General features: G+C 69.5%; 15 protein-coding genes. 6 read left to right on the top strand and 9 right to left on the bottom strand.

Annotated features, from left to right (window positions below; genetic code table 11):
- Window positions 1-78 precede the first annotated feature (78 nt).
- Entirely contained in the window at window positions 79-315 is a 237-nt protein-coding gene (locus tag R0232_RS27405; RefSeq protein WP_431510133.1) for an oxidoreductase-like domain-containing protein, read from the top strand.
- Here the strand turns inward: R0232_RS27405 and R0232_RS27400 are convergent.
- The gene (locus tag R0232_RS27400; RefSeq protein WP_208510974.1) at window positions 279-749 is read right to left on the bottom strand and encodes a helix-turn-helix domain-containing protein; all 471 of its coding nucleotides are present in this window, start codon (window positions 747-749) and stop codon (window positions 279-281) included. The genes R0232_RS27405 and R0232_RS27400 overlap by 37 nt on opposite strands.
- Window positions 750-826: 77 nt before the next feature.
- Here R0232_RS27400 and R0232_RS27395 point away from each other — a divergent pair, with 77 nt between their 5' ends.
- Together R0232_RS27395 and R0232_RS27390 are read left to right on the top strand one after the other, a co-directional pair.
- The gene (locus R0232_RS27395) at window positions 827-1696 is read left to right on the top strand and encodes a class I SAM-dependent methyltransferase (protein WP_431510132.1); all 870 of its coding nucleotides are present in this window, start codon (window positions 827-829) and stop codon (window positions 1694-1696) included.
- The gene (locus R0232_RS27390) at window positions 1689-2189 is read left to right on the top strand and encodes a DUF2938 domain-containing protein (RefSeq protein WP_431510131.1); all 501 of its coding nucleotides are present in this window, start codon (window positions 1689-1691) and stop codon (window positions 2187-2189) included. Before R0232_RS27395 ends, R0232_RS27390 begins: the two co-directional genes overlap by 8 nt.
- A 6-nt stretch (window positions 2190-2195) precedes the next feature.
- Here the strand turns inward: R0232_RS27390 and R0232_RS27385 are convergent, their stop codons facing one another.
- The 4 genes from R0232_RS27385 to R0232_RS27370 all read right to left on the bottom strand — a co-directional run bounded on the left by R0232_RS27385 (window position 2196) and on the right by R0232_RS27370 (window position 5777).
- Window positions 2196-2966 (bottom strand): ABC transporter permease, encoded by a 771-nt coding sequence (locus R0232_RS27385; protein ID WP_057591565.1) that lies wholly within the window; start codon window positions 2964-2966, stop codon window positions 2196-2198.
- An 8-nt stretch (window positions 2967-2974) separates the two neighbouring features.
- Complete coding sequence (locus R0232_RS27380; RefSeq protein WP_431510130.1) at window positions 2975-3826, bottom strand: ABC transporter ATP-binding protein; 852 nt, start codon at window positions 3824-3826, stop codon at window positions 2975-2977.
- The gene (locus R0232_RS27375; RefSeq protein WP_431510129.1) at window positions 3826-4860 is read right to left on the bottom strand and encodes an ABC transporter substrate-binding protein; all 1035 of its coding nucleotides are present in this window, start codon (window positions 4858-4860) and stop codon (window positions 3826-3828) included. The genes R0232_RS27380 and R0232_RS27375 overlap by 1 nt, the downstream gene beginning before the upstream one ends.
- Before the next feature lie 143 nt (window positions 4861-5003).
- Complete coding sequence (locus tag R0232_RS27370; protein ID WP_093340596.1) at window positions 5004-5777, bottom strand: IclR family transcriptional regulator; 774 nt, start codon at window positions 5775-5777, stop codon at window positions 5004-5006.
- A gap of 151 nt (window positions 5778-5928) precedes the next feature.
- Between R0232_RS27370 and R0232_RS27365 the strand changes: the two genes are divergently transcribed.
- Together R0232_RS27365 and R0232_RS27360 are read left to right on the top strand one after the other, a co-directional pair.
- Window positions 5929-7545 carry an OPT/YSL family transporter gene (locus R0232_RS27365; RefSeq protein ID WP_431510128.1) on the top strand — a complete coding sequence of 539 codons (1617 nt, stop codon included), beginning with the start codon at window positions 5929-5931 and terminating at the stop codon, window positions 7543-7545.
- A 43-nt stretch (window positions 7546-7588) separates the two neighbouring features.
- The gene (locus R0232_RS27360) at window positions 7589-8653 is read left to right on the top strand and encodes a DUF917 family protein (RefSeq protein WP_431510127.1); all 1065 of its coding nucleotides are present in this window, start codon (window positions 7589-7591) and stop codon (window positions 8651-8653) included.
- Between the two features lie 24 nt (window positions 8654-8677).
- On the opposite strand, the gene R0232_RS27355 is transcribed toward R0232_RS27360, so the two are convergent.
- On the bottom strand, window positions 8678-10978 hold the full coding sequence (locus tag R0232_RS27355) for an NADP-dependent malic enzyme (RefSeq protein WP_093340591.1): 2301 nt from the start codon (window positions 10976-10978) through the stop codon (window positions 8678-8680).
- Between the two features lie 255 nt (window positions 10979-11233).
- Between R0232_RS27355 and R0232_RS27350 the strand changes: the two genes are divergently transcribed.
- Window positions 11234-12574, top strand: a complete 1341-nt coding sequence (locus R0232_RS27350; protein ID WP_431510126.1) for an NAD(P)/FAD-dependent oxidoreductase — start codon at window positions 11234-11236, stop codon at window positions 12572-12574.
- 9 nt (window positions 12575-12583) lie between these two features.
- Here R0232_RS27350 and R0232_RS27345 read toward each other — a convergent pair whose 3' ends face one another.
- From R0232_RS27345 to gcl, 3 genes are read right to left on the bottom strand one after another with little or no spacing between them, the layout of a single operon-like run.
- Window positions 12584-13492, bottom strand: a complete 909-nt coding sequence (locus R0232_RS27345) for a 2-hydroxy-3-oxopropionate reductase (RefSeq protein WP_203202392.1) — start codon at window positions 13490-13492, stop codon at window positions 12584-12586.
- 35 nt (window positions 13493-13527) lie between these two features.
- Window positions 13528-14313, bottom strand: a complete 786-nt coding sequence (hyi, locus tag R0232_RS27340) for a hydroxypyruvate isomerase (RefSeq protein WP_431510125.1) — start codon at window positions 14311-14313, stop codon at window positions 13528-13530.
- A gap of 38 nt (window positions 14314-14351) precedes the next feature.
- Window positions 14352-16145 carry a glyoxylate carboligase gene (gene gcl, locus R0232_RS27335; RefSeq protein ID WP_057591558.1) on the bottom strand — a complete coding sequence of 598 codons (1794 nt, stop codon included), beginning with the start codon at window positions 16143-16145 and terminating at the stop codon, window positions 14352-14354.
- Window positions 16146-16188 lie beyond the last annotated feature (43 nt).

Genomic DNA, 16188 nt, shown 5'->3' with positions numbered 1-16188 from the left:
ATTCTGCGGACGAACGCCCGCGCGGCCTGAAGGGCTGCTGAAGCACCGACAATCGCGCCTCGACCGCCTACGCACCGCATGCCCGATTCGCCTTTCGCCGACCCGGCCCTTCTCGCCACGCCGACCGACCTCGCCAGTGCCCAGGCCCTGATCGCGCGCATCGCGCCGCTGCTGTCGGCGCGCGGCCTCGCGATGCGCGCGCCGCCGCCCGAACCCACCACCTGCTGCGGGCGCGGCTGCAACGGCTGCGTCTGGGAAGGCTGGCTCGCGGCGGTCGCCTACTGGCGCGACGAGGCCTCCTTGCTGCTCGACTGAGCGGCGCGCTTGCGCGGCGCCTTGCGATCGGGCGCGGCGATGGCGCCCGTGCCCGCGGCGCGCAGGATGCGCCGGAAGGTCGGGCATTCCATGTGGCTCGGCGCGCGGCACACGGCCGCATGCCGCAGGCCGTCGCGCATCGCGGCGAGCTGGCGGATGGTGCGGTCGAGCTCGTCGGCCTTGCTCTCGAGCATGCGGCGGTCGATGCGCGGCTGGCCATCGGGCGCGAACATCCGCGCGATCTCGTCGAGCGAGAAGCCGGCGGCGCGGCCCAGCGAGATCAGCGCGAGCTTCTCGAGCACGCCGGGATCGAACAGCCGGCGCAGCCCCTGCCGGCCCGTCGAGGCGATCAGCCCCTTCTCGTCGTAGAAGCGCAGCGTGGAAGCGGGCACGCCCGATTGCCTCGCCACCTGCGCGATATCCAGTGGTGCCATCCTCTTGACCTCAAGTCGACTTGAACTTGCATAGTGCGTTCTCCGCCTTCCGAAGGCAAGCCAGAAAGGAAAGAAAGATGCACGACATGCAAGAGTCAGGGAACGAGCAGGCGCGGCTGTGGAACGGCCCGGCGGGCCGCGCCTGGGTCGACCGGCAGCCGCTGCTCGACCGGCTGTTCGCACCGCTCGGCACGCTGCTGACCGAGGCCGTGGCCGGGCGTCCCCTCGGCCGCGTGCTCGACGTGGGCTGCGGCACCGGCGCCGTCACGCTCGCGCTCGCGAGGCCGTCGGGCGATGCCGGCGAATGCGTCGGCATCGACATCTCGGCGCCGATGATCGAGGCCGCCCGCGCACGCGCCGAGCGCGAGGGTTCGCAGGCGCGCTTCGTGTGCGCCGATGCGCAGACGCATGCCTTCGCGCCGGCCGGGTTCGACACCATCGTCTCGCGCCTCGGCGTGATGTTCTTCGACGACCCGGTCGCGGCCTTCGCGAACCTGCGGCGCGCCGCGCGCGACGGTGCCGCGCTGCGCTTCCTCGCGTGGCGCGCAGCCGCCGAGAACCCGTTCATGACCACGGCCGAACGCGCGGCGGCACCGCTGTTGCCTCGACTGCCCGCGCGCCGGCCCGGCGCGCCGGGACAGTTCGGCTTCGCGGACCGCGAGCGGGTCGAGGCCATCCTCGCGCAGGCCGGCTGGGGCGCCATCGCGATCCGTCCCGTCGATCTGCCCTGCAGCCTGCCCGCGCAGGAGCTCGTGCCCTACCTGAGCCGCCTCGGGCCGGTTGGCCTCGCGCTCGAGCAGGTCGATGCGGCGACGCGCGAGCGCGTCATCGAGACCGTGCGTGCCGCCTTCGAACCCTTCATGCAGGGCGACGAAGTGCGCTTCACCGCGGCCTGTTGGCTGGCCAGCGCCGAGGCGACCGCGCCGCACGAGGTGTTCCATGGCTGAGCTCGCCGAACTGCTGTCGCGCGCCGTGCCGATCGGCATCGGTGCCACGGTCGTGATGGACCTCTGGGCCGTCGTGCGCCGGCGCGTGTTCGGCCTGCCTTCGCTCGACTATGCGCTGGTCGGCCGCTGGGCCGCGCACCTGCCGCGCGGGCGCTTCGTCCATCGCCCGATCGCGGCCACCGCGCCCGTGCCCGGCGAGCGCCTGCTGGGCTGGGCGCTCCACTACGCGACCGGCATCGCGTTCGCGCTCGTGCTGCTGGGAATCGGTGGCCTCGACTGGGCGCGGCGGCCGACGCCGGGCCTCGCGCTGCTGGTGGGCATCGGCACGGTGGCGGCGCCCTGGCTGCTGATGCAGCCCGGCATGGGCGCGGGCCTCGCCGCGCGCCGCACGCCGCGCCCGTGGGTGGCGCGCTGGCACGGCCTCGTCACGCACGCGGTGTTCGGCCTGGGGCTCTACCTCGCGGCCTGCGGGCTGTCGGTGCTCAGCCCCTGAAGCGCCTCACTGGTTCTGCGACCCGCGGTGCGCCCAGCCCGTGGTGTGCTTCTCGACCACGCTGAAGAGCTCGTACATCAGCATCGCCATCGCGCCCACCACCATCAGCCCCGCGAAGGCCAGGCCCATCTGCATCGACGAGCCGGCCGAGATCAGCAGGTAGCCGATGCCTTCGTTGGCGGCGGTCATCTCGCTGACCGTGGTGCCCACGAAGGCCAGCGTGATCGCGACCTTGAGCGAGCCGAAGAAGTAGGGCATGGAGCGCGGCAGGCCGATCTTCACGAGCACGTCCCAGCGCTTGGCGCCGAGCACGCGCAGCACGTCCTCGAGCTCGGGCTCGAGCGTGGCGAGGCCGGTCGCGATGTTGACCATGATCGGGAAGAAGCTGATCAGGAAGGCCGTGAGGATCGCGGGCCCGATGCCGATGCCGAACCACACGACCAGGATCGGTACGAAGGCCGCCTTGGGCAGCGCGTTGAAGGCCGTCATCAGCGGATAGATGGCCGCATAGGCCAGGCGCGAGCTGCCGATCACGAAGCCGAGCAGCACGCCCACCACGATCGCGAGGCCGAAGCCCGCCATCGTGACCCAGAAGGTGCGCCAGGCATGGCCCGCGATGATCTCCTTGAACTCCCAGAACTGGTTCCAGATGCGCAGCGGGCTCGGGAAGATGAAGTCCGAGACGCCGAAGCCCGCGCAGATCACCTGCCACAGCAGGATCACCGCCACGAGCAGCAGCCAGGGCGACCAGCGTTCGAGTTGCTTGTTGTTCTTCATGGCGCTCCTCAGTGGGCCACCGCGGCGGCACCGGTCGCGCCGGCGGCATTGCCGCGGATCGCGCCGATGTGGCTGCGCAGCTCGAGCACGATGTCGGTGAACTCCTTGGTGTAGGTGAGCTCGAGCTCGCGCGGGCGCGGCAGCTCGATCTCGCGCTTGACCACGAAGCGGCCCGGGCTCTTGCTCATCACGTAGACCGTGTCGGCCAGGAACACCGATTCGCGCAGGTCGTGCGTGACCAGGATCACGTTGAAGCGCTGCTCGGTCCAGAGGTCGCGCAGGATGCACCAGAGCTCCTCGCGCGTGAAGGCGTCGAGCGCGCCGAAGGGCTCGTCGAGCAGCAGCATCTTGGGCTCGTGGATCAGCGCGCGGCAGATGCTCGCGCGCTGCTGCATGCCGCCCGAGAGCTGCCACGGGAACTTGTCCTCGTAGCCGCCCAGGCCCACCTTCTGCAGCAGGCGGCGCGCGCGTTCCTCGTACGCCTTGCGCCTGGCCTTGAAGCTCGAGCGGTAGGGCTCGACGATCTCCAGCGGCAGCAGCACGTTGTCGACCGTGGTGCGCCAGGGCAGCAGCGAGGGCGCCTGGAAGGCCATGCCCGAGATCTTGAGCGGCCCGGTCACTGGCGCGCCATCGATGCGGATGCGGCCCATCGACGGCATCTTGAGCCCGGTCGTGAGCTTCATGAAGGTCGACTTGCCGCAGCCCGAGGGGCCGACGATGGCGATGAACTCGCCGCGCCTGACCTTCAGGTCGATGGCCTCGACCGCGAAGTGGTTGGCGCGCAGCAGCTCCTCGTTGTAGGCGAGCCAGACGTCCTGGAAGTCGACGAAGGGGGCGGCCTCGTTCGCGGCGTCCGCCATCACTTGCGCAGGATTCCGCTGAGTTCGGCGGCCGGCGGCAGCAGCGCGGCGGTCCACACGGCCTCGGGGCTCACGCGGGTCTTGGTGTTGAAGGCGTCCGACACCTGTGAGGCCATCAGCGACAGGCGGCCGGCATTCACCGCGCCGAAGCCGTCGGCGCGTGCGTCGGCGCTGTTGATCACGGTGTCGATCGCGAGCTGCAGGCGGCGCGTCTCGAGCTTGCTGTCGACGATGCCGTCGCGCGCCTTCACCGACTCGATGCCCTGAACGGGATTGGCGATCACTTCCTTGGCGCCCTTGGCGAAGGCCGAGAGGAATTTCTTCACCGCCTCGGGGTTCTCCTTGATCAGCTTGGGCGAGGCGATGATGACGTTGCCGTAGAGCTTCACGCCGTAGTCGGGGTAGGGCAGGATCACCACGTCGGCCGTCTTGGCGCCGCGCGCCTCGAGGTTGAGCAGCGAGGTGAAGGTGAAGCCGGTGATGGCGTCGATGTCGCCGCGCATCAGCATGGTCTCGCGCAGGGTCGGGTCCATCGCGGTCCAGTTGACCGTGCCGATGTTGTTGGCCTTGGCGAAGATCGGGAACGCGCGGCGGCCCGCGTCGAACACCGGCGCGCCGAGCTTCTTGCCCGTGAGGTCGGCCGGCTTGGTGATGCCGCTCTTCTTGAGCGTCATGACCGAGGCCGGCGTGTTGTTGTAGACCATCATCACCGCGACCGGCTTGTTCGGGCTGTCGGGGTTGTTGGCGTGGAATTCCATCAGCGCCGCGAGGTCGGCGAAGCCCATGTCGTAGGCGCCCGAGGCCACGCGCGTGACCGTGCCGCCCGAGCCGTTGCCCGCGTCGATGGTCACGTCGAGGCCGGCCGCCTTGAAGTAGCCCTTGGCGGCCGGATGCAGGAACAGCGCGGCCGGTCCCTCGAAGCGCCAGTCGAGCTGGAACTTGATCGGCGTCGTGGTCTGGGCGAAGGCCGAGGGCAGGCCGAAGCTCAGGGCCGAGGCGGCGAGGAAGGACTGGAGCAGATGGCGCTTGTTCATGCGGGCTTGGTTCCGTGAAGGTGAATGCTTCCGGATTCAAGCAAAAACGGTGCCCGCACGTGATTGGTGCGAACCCTTCCCGCGATTCAAGGCGGTGCGCTCCCAGCGAAAACTGCACCGCGCACGGGAAAAACCTTCGAGATTCAGGGGACGTTGGCACCGAAGGCGAGCCAATACGGGTCGCCGATGCGCTTGCCCACGTTCGCCGCGGCATCGCGCACCACGGCGCCGTAGCGCTCGACCAGCGGCTCCGACAGCAGCTCGGCGGGCAGCGCGACGCCGAAGGCATAGGTCTGGCGCGTGGCCGCGTCGAACACCGCCGACGAGATGCCCGCCACGTTGGTCACGTACTCGCCGCGCGAGAGGGCCCAGCCGGTCTCGCGGATCACGGCCAGCCGCGCCATCAGGTCCTTGCGCGTGCGCGGCGCGTCGCCGCGGCCCTGGTCGAGCCGGCCGCCGAGCAGCGCCGTCACTTCCGCATCGCTCAGGCGCGCGAGCAGCGCGCGGCCCATCGCGCTCGAGTAGGCCGGTGCGCGGCTGCCCGGCGGCGTGTAGATCTGCAGCGCGCCGGCGCCGGCGCGCATCTGGATCACCAGCGTGTCGGCGCCGTCGAGCACGTTGATGTAGCCCGTGAAGCGGGTCTGGTCGACCAGCGCGGCGAGCGCCTCCTCCACCAGCGAGGCGGCGTTGCGCGAGGCGCGGAAGTGGTAGGAGGCTTCCATGATCACGCCGCCCGGGCGGTAGGCGCGCGTGGCGGCATCGCGGTCGAGGAAGCCGTAGCCGGCCATCATGCTCAGCGTGCGCGAGGCCGAGCTCTTGGGCAGGCCCAGCTCGTTCACCACGTCCGTCACCGTGATGTCGCGGCGCAGGCGCGCGATCAGTTTCAGGACGTCCATGGCGTTGGCGAGGGTGCTCATATCTGGGGTCGGTGGATCGAGGGGAATCATAGGTTCGGCGCGCGACGGCGACGCGGGCTCGGGTGAACCGCGCTTGACAGCGCCCGGACCGATCCTATGATGCGGTTCAATATTATTGCATTAAGTTCCAAAAAATGGAACTACTGAAAAGATGAGCATCGATACCGAGGCCACGGCGCTCGCGCCGCTGCACGACGACATCCCGCCCGCGCTGCACCCCAAGGCCCTGGCACCGGCCAACCTGGTCCTCACGCTGGTGCTCAGCGTGTTCGGCGCCATCGTCGGCATCCAGATGCTCGCGAGCCTGGGCATCACCCCGAGCACCTCGCTGATCGGCGCGCTTGCGGCCATGACGCTGGCGCGCGTGCCGCTGGCCATGTTCCGCGGCTTCCGCTCGGTGCATGCGCAGAACCTCGCGCAGACCAGCATCTCGTCGGCCACCTTCGGCGCGGCCAACAGCCTGTTCCTGCCGATCGGCATCCCGTTCCTGTTCGGCCTGCCCGAGATGGTGGTGCCGATGCTGGTCGGCGTGAGCCTCGCGATGCTGCTCGATGCCTGGCTGCTCTACCGCATGTTCGACACGCCGGCCTTCCCCGCGAAGAACCCGTGGCCGCTGGGCATCGCGGCGGCCGAGGCGATCAAGGCCGGCGACGGCGGCGGCAAGCAGGCCTGGCTGCTGCTGGGCGGGCTGGCCACGGGCGCACTGGGCGCGGTGTTCAAGCTGCCGATGTCGGCCTTCGGCGTGGCGCTGATCGGCGGCCTGGGCGCGATGACGGCATTCGGCATCGGACTGCTGGTGCGCGGCTACGCCTTGCCGCTGACGGGCATCGACATCGGCGCGCTCTACCTGCCGCACGGGATGATGATCGGCGCCGGCATCGTGGCGCTGGCGCAGGTGGGCCGCGTGGTGCTGAAGAAGCACGGCGTCACTGCAGGCGCGCCCGATGCGCGCGGCGCCCGCGCGCTGGGCCGCTCGCTGCGCCTGGGCGGCATCGGCTACCTCGCGATCATGGTGCTGCTGGCCGTGGGCACGGGCGTCTACCACGGCATGTCGCCGGGCATGCTCGTGGGCTTCGTGCTCTACGGCACCCTCGCGGCCTTCGTGCACGAGCTGATCGTGGGCATCGCGGCCATGCATTCGGGCTGGTTCCCGGCCTTCGCGGTGGCGCTGATCTCGCTCCTGATCGGCATCCTGATCGGCTTTCCGCCCGAGGCGCTGGTGGTGCTCGCGGGCTTCTCGGCCGCCACCGGGCCGGCCTTCGCCGACATGGGCTACGACCTCAAGGCCGGCCACCTGCTGCGCGGCGAGACCTCGGGCACGGCCTTCGAGACCGCGGGCCGGCGCGAACAGATGATCGCCGGCATGGTGGGCTTCGCGGTGGCGATCGTGGTCGTGGCCTGCAGCTGGCGGCTGTTCTTCGCCAACCACCAGACGGCGCCGATCAACGCGGCCTACGTCGCGGCCATCAAGGCCGGCATCTCGGGCGACACCGCGCGCAACCTCGCGCTGTGGGCCGTGCCCGGCGCGCTGCTGCAGCTCGCGGGCGGCGCGCGCCAGCAGCTCGGCGTGCTGTTCGCCACCGGCCTGCTGATCGCGAGCCCGCTGGCCGGCTGGATGGTTGCGGCCGGCATCGCCTGCCGGCTGCTCGTGCAGCGCGTGCTCGGCAGCGCCGCGCGCGAGCGGCTCGAGGTGTTCGCGGGCGGCGTGATCGCGGGCGACGCGCTCTACAGCTTCTTCTCGGGCGCGGTGAAGAGCCTGCGCAAGTAGCCATCCCTTCTTCTCATTCGTCACACACAGGAGCCATGCACCCATGAAACGCAATCTGACCCCCGACGACGTCCGCGCGGCCATCTGGGGCGGCGCCATCCTCGGCGGTGGGGGCGGCGGGCTGATCGCGGCTGGCGAGCGCGTTGCCACGCTCGCGCTGCAGGTCGGCACGCCGCAGCTGTGGAGCGTCGACGAGTTCGAGCCCTCGGCGCTCACCGCCACCATGGCGCTGGTCGGCGCGCCGGCCGCGCCCGATCCGCACGTGCAGCCCGCGCACCTGCTGCGCACGCTCGAGTTGCTGCGCCGCGAACTGCCGCCGGGCCGCGAGCTGGTCGGCCTGCATGCCAACGAGAACGGCGCCGAGACCACGGTCAACGGCTGGTTCCATGCCGCGATGAGCGGCCTGCCGGTGATCGACCTGGCTTGCAACGGCCGCGCCCATCCGTCGAGCGTGATGGGCGCGCTGGGCCTGCACACCGAGCCCGACTACCTCTCGGTGCAGGCCTATGCGGGTGGCGAGCCGCAGCGCTACGTCGAGGGCGTGGTGTCGGGTCGGCTCGAGCGCACCTCGGCCGTGGTGCGGCGCGCTTCGGTGGAGGCGGGCGGCCTGGTGGCGGTGGCGCGCAATCCGGTCGAGGTGGGCTATGCGCAGCGGCACGGCGCGCCCGGCGCGATCAGCCATGCGATCGCGCTCGGCCAGACCTGGCTCGATGGTGGCGTCGATGCCGTGGCGCGCTCGCTCGAGGGCCGCATCGTGGCCGAGGGCACGGTGCGCGGCTACCGCTGCGAGCAGCAGGAGGGGCTGGACGTGGGCGTGGTCGAGCTCGACGATGCAGCGCGCACCGTACTGCGCTTCATCAACGAATACATGCTGCTCGAGCAGCAGGGCCGGCGCGTCGCGCGCTTCCCCGACCTCGTGATGACCTTCTCGGACGAAGGCCGGCCGGTGGTGTCGGCCCATGTGCGCGAGGGCGCGCGCCTGCGCGTGCTGGTCGCGCCGCGCGCGCGGCTGCTGCTGTCGCGCACCATGTTCATGCCCGAGCTCTACCGGCCGCTCGAGCAGTCGCTCGGCGAGGCTTTCGCACCCGCCGAGGACGCCATTGCGTGAGAAGCTTCCGAGGAAGCGACCCGCTTACTTGTCGACCGTGACCTTCGCCACCGCCAGCGCCGTCATGTTGATGATGCGGCGCACCGTCGACGAGGGCGTGAGCACGTGCGCCGAGCTCGCGGCGCCCAGCAGCACCGGGCCCACCGTGATGCCGTTGGCGCCGGTCATCTTCAGCACGTTGTAGAGGATGTGGGCCGAATCGAGGTTCGGGCACACCAGCAGGTTGGCCTCGCCCGAGAGCGTGCTGTCGGGCAGCGCGGTGCGGCGGATCTCTTCCGAGAGTGCCGCGTCGCCGTGCATCTCGCCATCGCATTCGATGTCGGGCGCCATCTGCGCGAACAGGTCGCGCGCCAGCCGCATCTTGCGGCCCGAGCCGCGCGAGGAGCTGCCGTAGTTCGAGTGCGAGAGGAAGGCCACCTTCGGCGGCAGGCCGAAGCGGTGGATCTCCTCGGCCGCCATCAGCGCGATGCTGGCGAGCATCTCGGCGCTCGGGTCCTCGTTCACGTTGGTGTCGGTGATGAAGATGGTGCGCTTGTCGAGCGTGAGCGCGTTCAAGGTCGCGAAGCCGGGCGCGCCGCGCTTCAGGCCGATCAGGTCGCGGATGTGCTCGAGGTGGGCGTCGAAGCGCCCGACCATGCCGCAGATCATCGCGTCGGCGTCGCCGAGGTGGATCATCAGCGCGGCGATCACGGTGTTCGAGCGGCGCACCGCGGCCTTGGCGGCCTCGGGCGTCATGCCGCGGCGGCCCATGAGCTTGTGGTAGCTCTCCCAGTAGATGCGGAAGCGCGGATCGTCCTCGGGGTCGACCACCTCGAAGTCGGTGCCCAGGCGGATGTGCAGGCCGGCCTTCTTGATGCGCGTCTCGATCACGGCGGGGCGTCCCACCAGGATCGGCCGTGCCAGGCCTTCGTCGACCGCGTACTGGGCCGCGCGCAGCACGCGCTCGTCCTCGCCCTCGGCATAGGCCACGCGCTTGGCGGTGGCCAGTTTGGCGGCGGTGAACACCGGGCGCATGAACATGCCGGTCTGGTAGACGAAGCGCGTGAGGTGCTGGCGGTAGGCATCCATGTCCTCGATCGGGCGCGTGGCCACGCCCGAGGCCTGCGCGGCCTTGGCGACGGCCGGCGCGATGCGCAGGATCAGGCGCGAATCGAAGGGCTTGGGAATGATGTAGTCGGGGCCGAAGGCCAGTTCCTGACCCGCGTAGGCGGTGGCCACTTCCTCGCTGATGTCGGCCTTGGTCAGGTCGGCGATCTCGCGCACGCAGGCCAGCTTCATCTCTTCCGTGATCTTGCTCGCGCCGCAGTCGAGCGCGCCGCGGAAGATGTACGGGAAGCACAGCACGTTGTTGACCTGGTTCGGATAGTCCGAGCGGCCGGTGGCGATGATGCAGTCGGGCCGCACGGCCTTGGCGAGTTCGGGGCGGATCTCGGGCTCGGGATTGGCCAGCGCCAGGATGATCGGCTGGCGCGCCATGGTCTTGACCATGTCGGCCGTCATCACGCCCGGGGCCGAGCAGCCGAGGAACACGTCGGCGTCCTTCACCACGTCGGCCAGTGTGCGCGCGCCGGTGTCGGGCTGCGCGTAGCGTGCCTTCGATTCGTCGAAGCCGCCCGCGCGGCCGGTGTAGATCAGGCCCTTGGAGTCGCAGGCGTGGATGTTGGCGGGCTTCACGCCCAGGCCCACCATCACGTCGAGGCAGGCGATGGCGGCGGCGCCCGCGCCCGAGACGGCGATCTTCACGTCCTCGATCTTCTTGTCGACGAGTTCCAGGCCGTTGATCAGCGCGGCGGCCGAGATGATGGCCGTGCCGTGCTGGTCGTCGTGGAACACCGGGATGTTCATGCGCTCGCGCAGCTTCTTCTCGATGTAGAAGCACTCGGGCGCCTTGATGTCCTCGAGGTTGATGCCGCCCAGCGTGGGCTCGAGCGCCGCGATGATGTCGACCAGCTTGTCGGGGTCGTTCTCGGCCAGCTCGATGTCGAACACGTCGATGCCGGCGAATTTCTTGAACAGGCAGCCCTTGCCTTCCATCACGGGCTTGGCGGCCAGCGGGCCGATGTTGCCCAGGCCCAGCACGGCCGTGCCGTTGGTGACCACGCCCACGAGGTTGCCGCGCGCGGTGTATTCGGCGGCGGTGGACGGATCGGCCGCGATGTCGAGGCAGGGATAGGCCACGCCCGGCGAATAGGCCAGCGACAGGTCGCGCTGGTTCAGCAGGGGCTTGGTCGGGGTGATCGAGATCTTGCCCTTGACGGGCGAACGGTGGTACTCACGGGCAGCTTCGCGCAGTGCTTCTTCTGCCGGTGACAGGGGGGCGGCCATGGAAAGTCTCCTTGTTTCTACGGGCGACGAGGCTACCGCAAAAGCGCTACCTCTTCTTGCCAGGGCGATGCCGAAAAAGCCTGAACCCATAGCGGGCGTGGGAGAGAGCGGGTGCGCCGGGCCCGGAACGGGGGGCCGAAACGGGTTCGACGCGGCCCGAGGGTTGGCTAAACTGCGCTTCGGCCGGTTGCGGCCCTGCCGCGAGGGCGGCTTCATCCTCCACATGACAGAACGACAACAAGAGGCTTGCAGCGAATGACTTCCGGACCTTTCACCAGCACCGAACCCGACGTCGTGGTCATCGGCGGCGGCCCCTCGGGCTCCACCGTGGCCGCGCTGCTCGCGGACAAGGGCCACGACGTGGTGCTGTTCGAGAAGGCGCAGCATCCGCGCTTTCACATCGGCGAATCGCTGCTGCCGATGAACATGCCGCTGTTCGACCGGCTCGGCGTGCGCACCGAGGTCGAGGCCATCGGCATCCGCAAGCACGGCGCCGAGTTCGTCTCGCCCTGGCACGACCACAGCAGCCATTTCGACTTCGGCGAGGCGATGGACAAGAGCTTCCCGTATGCGGTGCACGTGCGCCGCTCGGAGTTCGACGAGCTGCTGTTCCGCCATGCCGGCAAGCGCGGCGCGCGGACCTTCGAGGGCCGGCGCGTCACGGGCGTCGACATGGACGCCGGCAAGGGCACCCCCGACAACCGCCCGCTGGTGAAGATCAAGGCCGACGACGGCACCGAGACCGCCTGGCGCCCGCGCTTCGTGATCGACGCCAGCGGGCGCGACACCCTGCTGTCGAACCAGTTCGATGCCAAGCAGCGCAACCGCAAGCATGCGAGCGCCGCGCTCTACGGCCACTTCGCCAATGCCGAGCGCCGGCCGGGCCGCTTCGAGGGCAATATTTCGCTGTTCTGGTTCGACCACGGCTGGTTCTGGTACATCCCGCTCAAGGACGGCACCGTGAGCGTCGGCGCGGTGGCCTCGCCGGCCTACTTCAAGCGCCGCCAGGGCGCCTCGCTCGAGGACTTCCTGATGGAGACCATCGCGCTCGCGCCCAAGCTGGCCGCGCGATTGAAGAACGCCACGCTGATGGAGGGCGCCACCGCCACCGGCAACTACGCCTACGACTCCAAGTTCTGCCGCGGCGACCGCTTCATGATGGTGGGCGACGCCTATGCCTTCGTCGACCCGATGTTCTCCTCGGGCGTCTACCTCGCGATGAACAGCGGCTTCGAGGCCGCGACGGCCGCCGACCTGTGGCTGCGCGGCGAGGCCAGGGAGGCCGAGCGCGCGTTCCGCCACTACGAGAAGGTCATGAAGCGCGGGCCGAAGATGTTCTCGTGGTTCATCTACCGCATCACCTCGCCGGCGATCCGGCGCCTGTTCATGGCGCCGCGCAACGTCTGGCGCATGCAGGAGGCGCTGCTGTCGATCCTGGCCGGCGACCTGTTCCGCGACACCCCCATCGGCCCGCGCTTCTGGGGCTTCAAGGTGACCTACTACGCCTCCTGCCTCGGCATCCTGCCGCAGGCGATCAAGACCTGGGCCTGGCGGCGGCGCAACCTCAAGGAATCCCTCGAGGCTACGAAGACCTGAGCCGCAGGCTCAGTCCGGCGCCACCGTGTGCTGCGCCAGCGCCTCCAGCGCACGCACCAGCGCCGAGTGGTCCTGCTGCCCGTGGCCCAGTGCCGCGCAGGCGTTCATCAGTTGCGCCGCGCCGGCCGTCTGCGGCAGCGCCACGCCCAGCGAACGCGCGCTCTGCAGCGCGAGGTTCAGGTCCTTCTGGTGCAGCGAGATGCGGAAGCCCGGCGCGAAGGTGCGCTTGATCATGCGTTCGCCATGCACCTCGAGGATGCGCGAGCTCGCGAAGCCGCCCATCAGCGCCTGGCGCACCTTGGCCGGATCGGCGCCGGCCTTGCTCGCGAACAGCAGCGCCTCGCCCACGGCCGCGATGTTCAGCGCCACGATGATCTGGTTGGCCACCTTGCAGACCTGGCCGTCGCCCACGCCGCCCACCAGCGTCACGTTCTTGCCCATCTTCTCGAGCAGCGGGCGCACGCGGCCGAAGATGCCTTCGTCGCCGCCGCACATGATCGTGAGGCTCGCGGCCTTGGCGCCCACTTCGCCGCCCGAGACCGGCGCGTCGATGTAGCCGCAGCCCAGCGCCTCGATGCGCTGCGCGAAGCCCTTGGTGGCGATCGGGTCGATCGAGCTGCAGTCCACCACGATCTTGCCCTTGCTCAGGCCCGCGGCCACGCCCTCGCGGCCCGGTTCGCCGAACAGCACCTTCTCCACGTCGGGCGTGTCGGGCACCATCACGAACACGATGTCGGCCTGGCGCGCGACCTCGACCGGCGAGGCGCAGATGGTGGCGCGCGAGATGAAGGGCTCGGGCGTGTTGCCGTGCGTGTTCACGAACAGCTGGTGGCCGGCCTCGAGCAGGTGGCCCGCCATGGGCGCGCCCATGATGCCCAGGCCGATGAATCCGATGCGTTGCGATGCTTGTTGCGTCATGTCTGAGGTTTCCTTGAATCTGGTCGTGTCGTCGTTCACTGCACGCGGGTCAGCGCCTCGCGCCAGCCCAGGCCTTCGACGGTGCCGGCGCGCGGCTTGTATTCGCAGCCGATGAAGCCGTCGTAGCCGAGCGCGTCGATGTGCTGGAACAGCCACGGGTAGTTGATCTCGCCCGTGCCCGGCTCGCCGCGGCCCGGGTTGTCGGCCAGCTGAATGTGGCCGATGCGCGCGAAGTGCTTCGTGAGCGTGTTCCCCAGCTCGCCCTCGGTGCGCTGCGCGTGGTAGATGTCGTGCTGCACGCGCAGGTTGGTCGAGCCCACCTCGTCGATCAGCGCGATCGCCTGCTCGGTGCGGTTGAGGAAGAAGCCGGGAATGTCGAAGGGGTTGATCGGCTCGACCAGCAGGCGGATGCCCGCCGCCTCGAGCTCGGAAGCGGCGAGGCGCAGGTTCTCGACCACCGTGCGGTGGGCGATGTCGTGGCTCACGCCGGCCGGCACCTTGCCGACCAGGCAGTTGACCTGCGGGCAGCCGAGCGCGGTGGCGTAGTCGATCGCCATCGCGATGCCTTCGCGGAACTCGCCGGTGCGGTCCGGGTGGCAGGCGATGCCGCGCTCGCCCTTGTCCCAGTCGCCGGCCGGCAGGTTGTGCAGGACCTGCGCGAGGCCGTTGGCGCGCAGCGCGGCGGTGAGATCCTTCTTCTCGAAGGGGTAGGGGAACAGGTACTCCACCGCCTCGAAGCCCGCCTTGGCGGCGGCCTCGAAGCGCTGCAGGAACGGCAGCTCGGTGAAGAGCATGGTGAGATTGGCTGCGAACTTGGGCATGGTGTGGTCCTTCGAATCGATTCGGTGATGGCCCGTGCTCAGTCCAGCAGCACCGCCGCCACGGCGGTGGGTGCATCGGCCGGCGTTTCCGCGAGCGGCTCGAACTCGGTGATGTTGTCGATCTCGGTGCCCATCGCGATGTTGGTCACGCGCTCGAGCATCACCTCGATCACCACCGGCACGCCGTGCTCGGCCATCAGCGCCTCGGCGCGGCGGATCGCGGGGGCGATCTCTTCCTGGCGGTTGACGCGGATCGCCTTGCAGCCCAGGCCCTCGACCACCTTCATGTGGTCCACGCCGTAGCTGCTCTCGATGCCGGCGTCGGGGCCCGCGTTGATGTTGTCGAAGGCCAGCTGCACGCAGTAGTCCATCTCGAAGCCGCGCTGCGCCTGGCGGATCAGGCCGAGGTAGGAGTTGTTGACCACGATGTGGATGTAGGGCAGCTTGAACTGCGCGCCCACCGCGAGCTCCTCGATCATGAACTGGAAGTCGTAGTCGCCCGAGAGCGCGACGATCTTGCGCGTGGGGTCGGCCGCGCGCACGCCGAGCGCGGCGGGGATGGTCCAGCCCAGCGGGCCGGCCTGGCCGCAGTTGATCCAGTGGCGCGGGTTGTAGACGTGCAGGAACTGCGCCGCGGCGATCTGCGACAGCCCGATGGTGCTGACGTAGCAGGTGTCGTTGTCGAAGTTGTTGTTCATGCACTGGTACACGCGCTGCGGCTTCATCGGCACTTCGTCGAAGTTGGTCTTGCGCAGCATGGTCCTCTTGCGCTCGATGCACGCGTTGGCCCACTCGCGGCGGCTCGGCAGCCGGCCCGCGGCCTTCATCTCCTCGGCCACCTGCACGAACAGCTCGAGCGCGGCCTTGGCATCGGAGACGATGCCGAAGTCGGGCGTGAACACGCGGCCGATCTGCGTGGGCTCGATGTCCACGTGCACGAACTTGCGGCCCTTGGTGTAGACGTCGACCGAGCCGGTGTGGCGGTTGGCCCAGCGGTTGCCGATGCCCAGCACGAAGTCGGAGGCCAGCATGGTGGCGTTGCCGTAGCGGTGGCTGGTCTGCAGACCGCACATGCCGGCCATCAGCGGATGGTCGTCGGGGATAGAGCCCCAGCCCATCAGCGTGGGGATCACGGGCACGCCGGTGGCTTCGGCGAAGCGCACCAGCAGCTCGCTCGCGTCGGCGTTGATGACGCCGCCGCCGGCCACGATCAGCGGGCGCTCGGCCGCGTTCAGCATCTCGATCGCGCGCTCGATCTGCGCGCGGCTCGCGGCCGGCTTGTAGGGCTTGAGCGGTTCGTAGCTGTCGATGTCGAACTCGATCTGCGCCATCTGCACGTCGAAGGGCAGGTCGATCAGCACCGGGCCCGGGCGGCCCGAGCGCATCAGGTGGAAGGCCTGCTGGAACACCTGCGGCACCTGGCCGGGTTCGCGCACCGTCACCGACCACTTGGTGACCGGCTTGGAGATCGACTCGATGTCGACCGCCTGGAAGTCTTCCTTGTAGAGGCGCGCGCGCGGTGCCTGGCCGGTGATGCACAGGATCGGGATCGAATCGGCCCAGGCCGAGTACAGGCCCGTGATCATGTCGGTGCCCGCGGGGCCCGAGGTGCCGATGCACACGCCGATGTTGCCGGCGACGGCGCGGGTGTAGCCCTCGGCCATGTGCGAGGCGCCCTCGACGTGGCGCGCGAGGATGTGCGCGATGCTGCCGCGTTGCCGCAGCGCCGAGTACATCGGATTGATGGCGGCACCGGGCACGCCGAAGGCCTGCGTCACGCCCTCCTTCTCCATCACCAGCACGGCGGCCTGGACCGCGGTCATCTTTGCCATTGAAAGTCTCCTTAAAAGCTTGGGTCCACTGTAGGAAGCGGGG

Origin of the sequence: Variovorax sp. DAIF25, assembly GCF_050711835.1 — a bacterium.
In the GTDB taxonomy this organism is placed as follows: Bacteria; Pseudomonadota; Gammaproteobacteria; order Burkholderiales; family Burkholderiaceae_C; genus Variovorax.
This window is presented reverse-complemented; position numbering and strand designations above follow the sequence as displayed.

Bases quoted from the DNA above. Each gene is read 5' to 3' on its own strand.
- R0232_RS27375 (WP_431510129.1), bottom strand. From the start codon at position 4,860: ATGAACAAGCGCCATCTGCTCCAGTCCTTCCTCGCCGCCTCGGCCCTG.
- R0232_RS27395 (WP_431510132.1), top strand. From the start codon at position 827: ATGCACGACATGCAAGAGTCAGGGAACGAGCAGGCGCGGCTGTGGAAC.
- R0232_RS27400 (WP_208510974.1), bottom strand. From the start codon at position 749: ATGGCACCACTGGATATCGCGCAGGTGGCGAGGCAATCGGGCGTGCCC.
- R0232_RS27390 (WP_431510131.1), top strand. From the start codon at position 1,689: ATGGCTGAGCTCGCCGAACTGCTGTCGCGCGCCGTGCCGATCGGCATC.
- R0232_RS27355 (WP_093340591.1), bottom strand. From the start codon at position 10,978: ATGGCCGCCCCCCTGTCACCGGCAGAAGAAGCACTGCGCGAAGCTGCC.
- R0232_RS27345 (WP_203202392.1), bottom strand. From the start codon at position 13,492: ATGACGCAACAAGCATCGCAACGCATCGGATTCATCGGCCTGGGCATC.
- R0232_RS27370 (WP_093340596.1), bottom strand. From the start codon at position 5,777: ATGAGCACCCTCGCCAACGCCATGGACGTCCTGAAACTGATCGCGCGC.
- R0232_RS27365 (WP_431510128.1), top strand. From the start codon at position 5,929: ATGAGCATCGATACCGAGGCCACGGCGCTCGCGCCGCTGCACGACGAC.
- R0232_RS27405 (WP_431510133.1), top strand. From the start codon at position 79: ATGCCCGATTCGCCTTTCGCCGACCCGGCCCTTCTCGCCACGCCGACC.
- R0232_RS27360 (WP_431510127.1), top strand. From the start codon at position 7,589: ATGAAACGCAATCTGACCCCCGACGACGTCCGCGCGGCCATCTGGGGC.
- R0232_RS27350 (WP_431510126.1), top strand. From the start codon at position 11,234: ATGACTTCCGGACCTTTCACCAGCACCGAACCCGACGTCGTGGTCATC.
- gcl (WP_057591558.1), bottom strand. From the start codon at position 16,145: ATGGCAAAGATGACCGCGGTCCAGGCCGCCGTGCTGGTGATGGAGAAG.
- hyi (WP_431510125.1), bottom strand. From the start codon at position 14,313: ATGCCCAAGTTCGCAGCCAATCTCACCATGCTCTTCACCGAGCTGCCG.
- R0232_RS27385 (WP_057591565.1), bottom strand. From the start codon at position 2,966: ATGAAGAACAACAAGCAACTCGAACGCTGGTCGCCCTGGCTGCTGCTC.
- R0232_RS27380 (WP_431510130.1), bottom strand. From the start codon at position 3,826: ATGGCGGACGCCGCGAACGAGGCCGCCCCCTTCGTCGACTTCCAGGAC.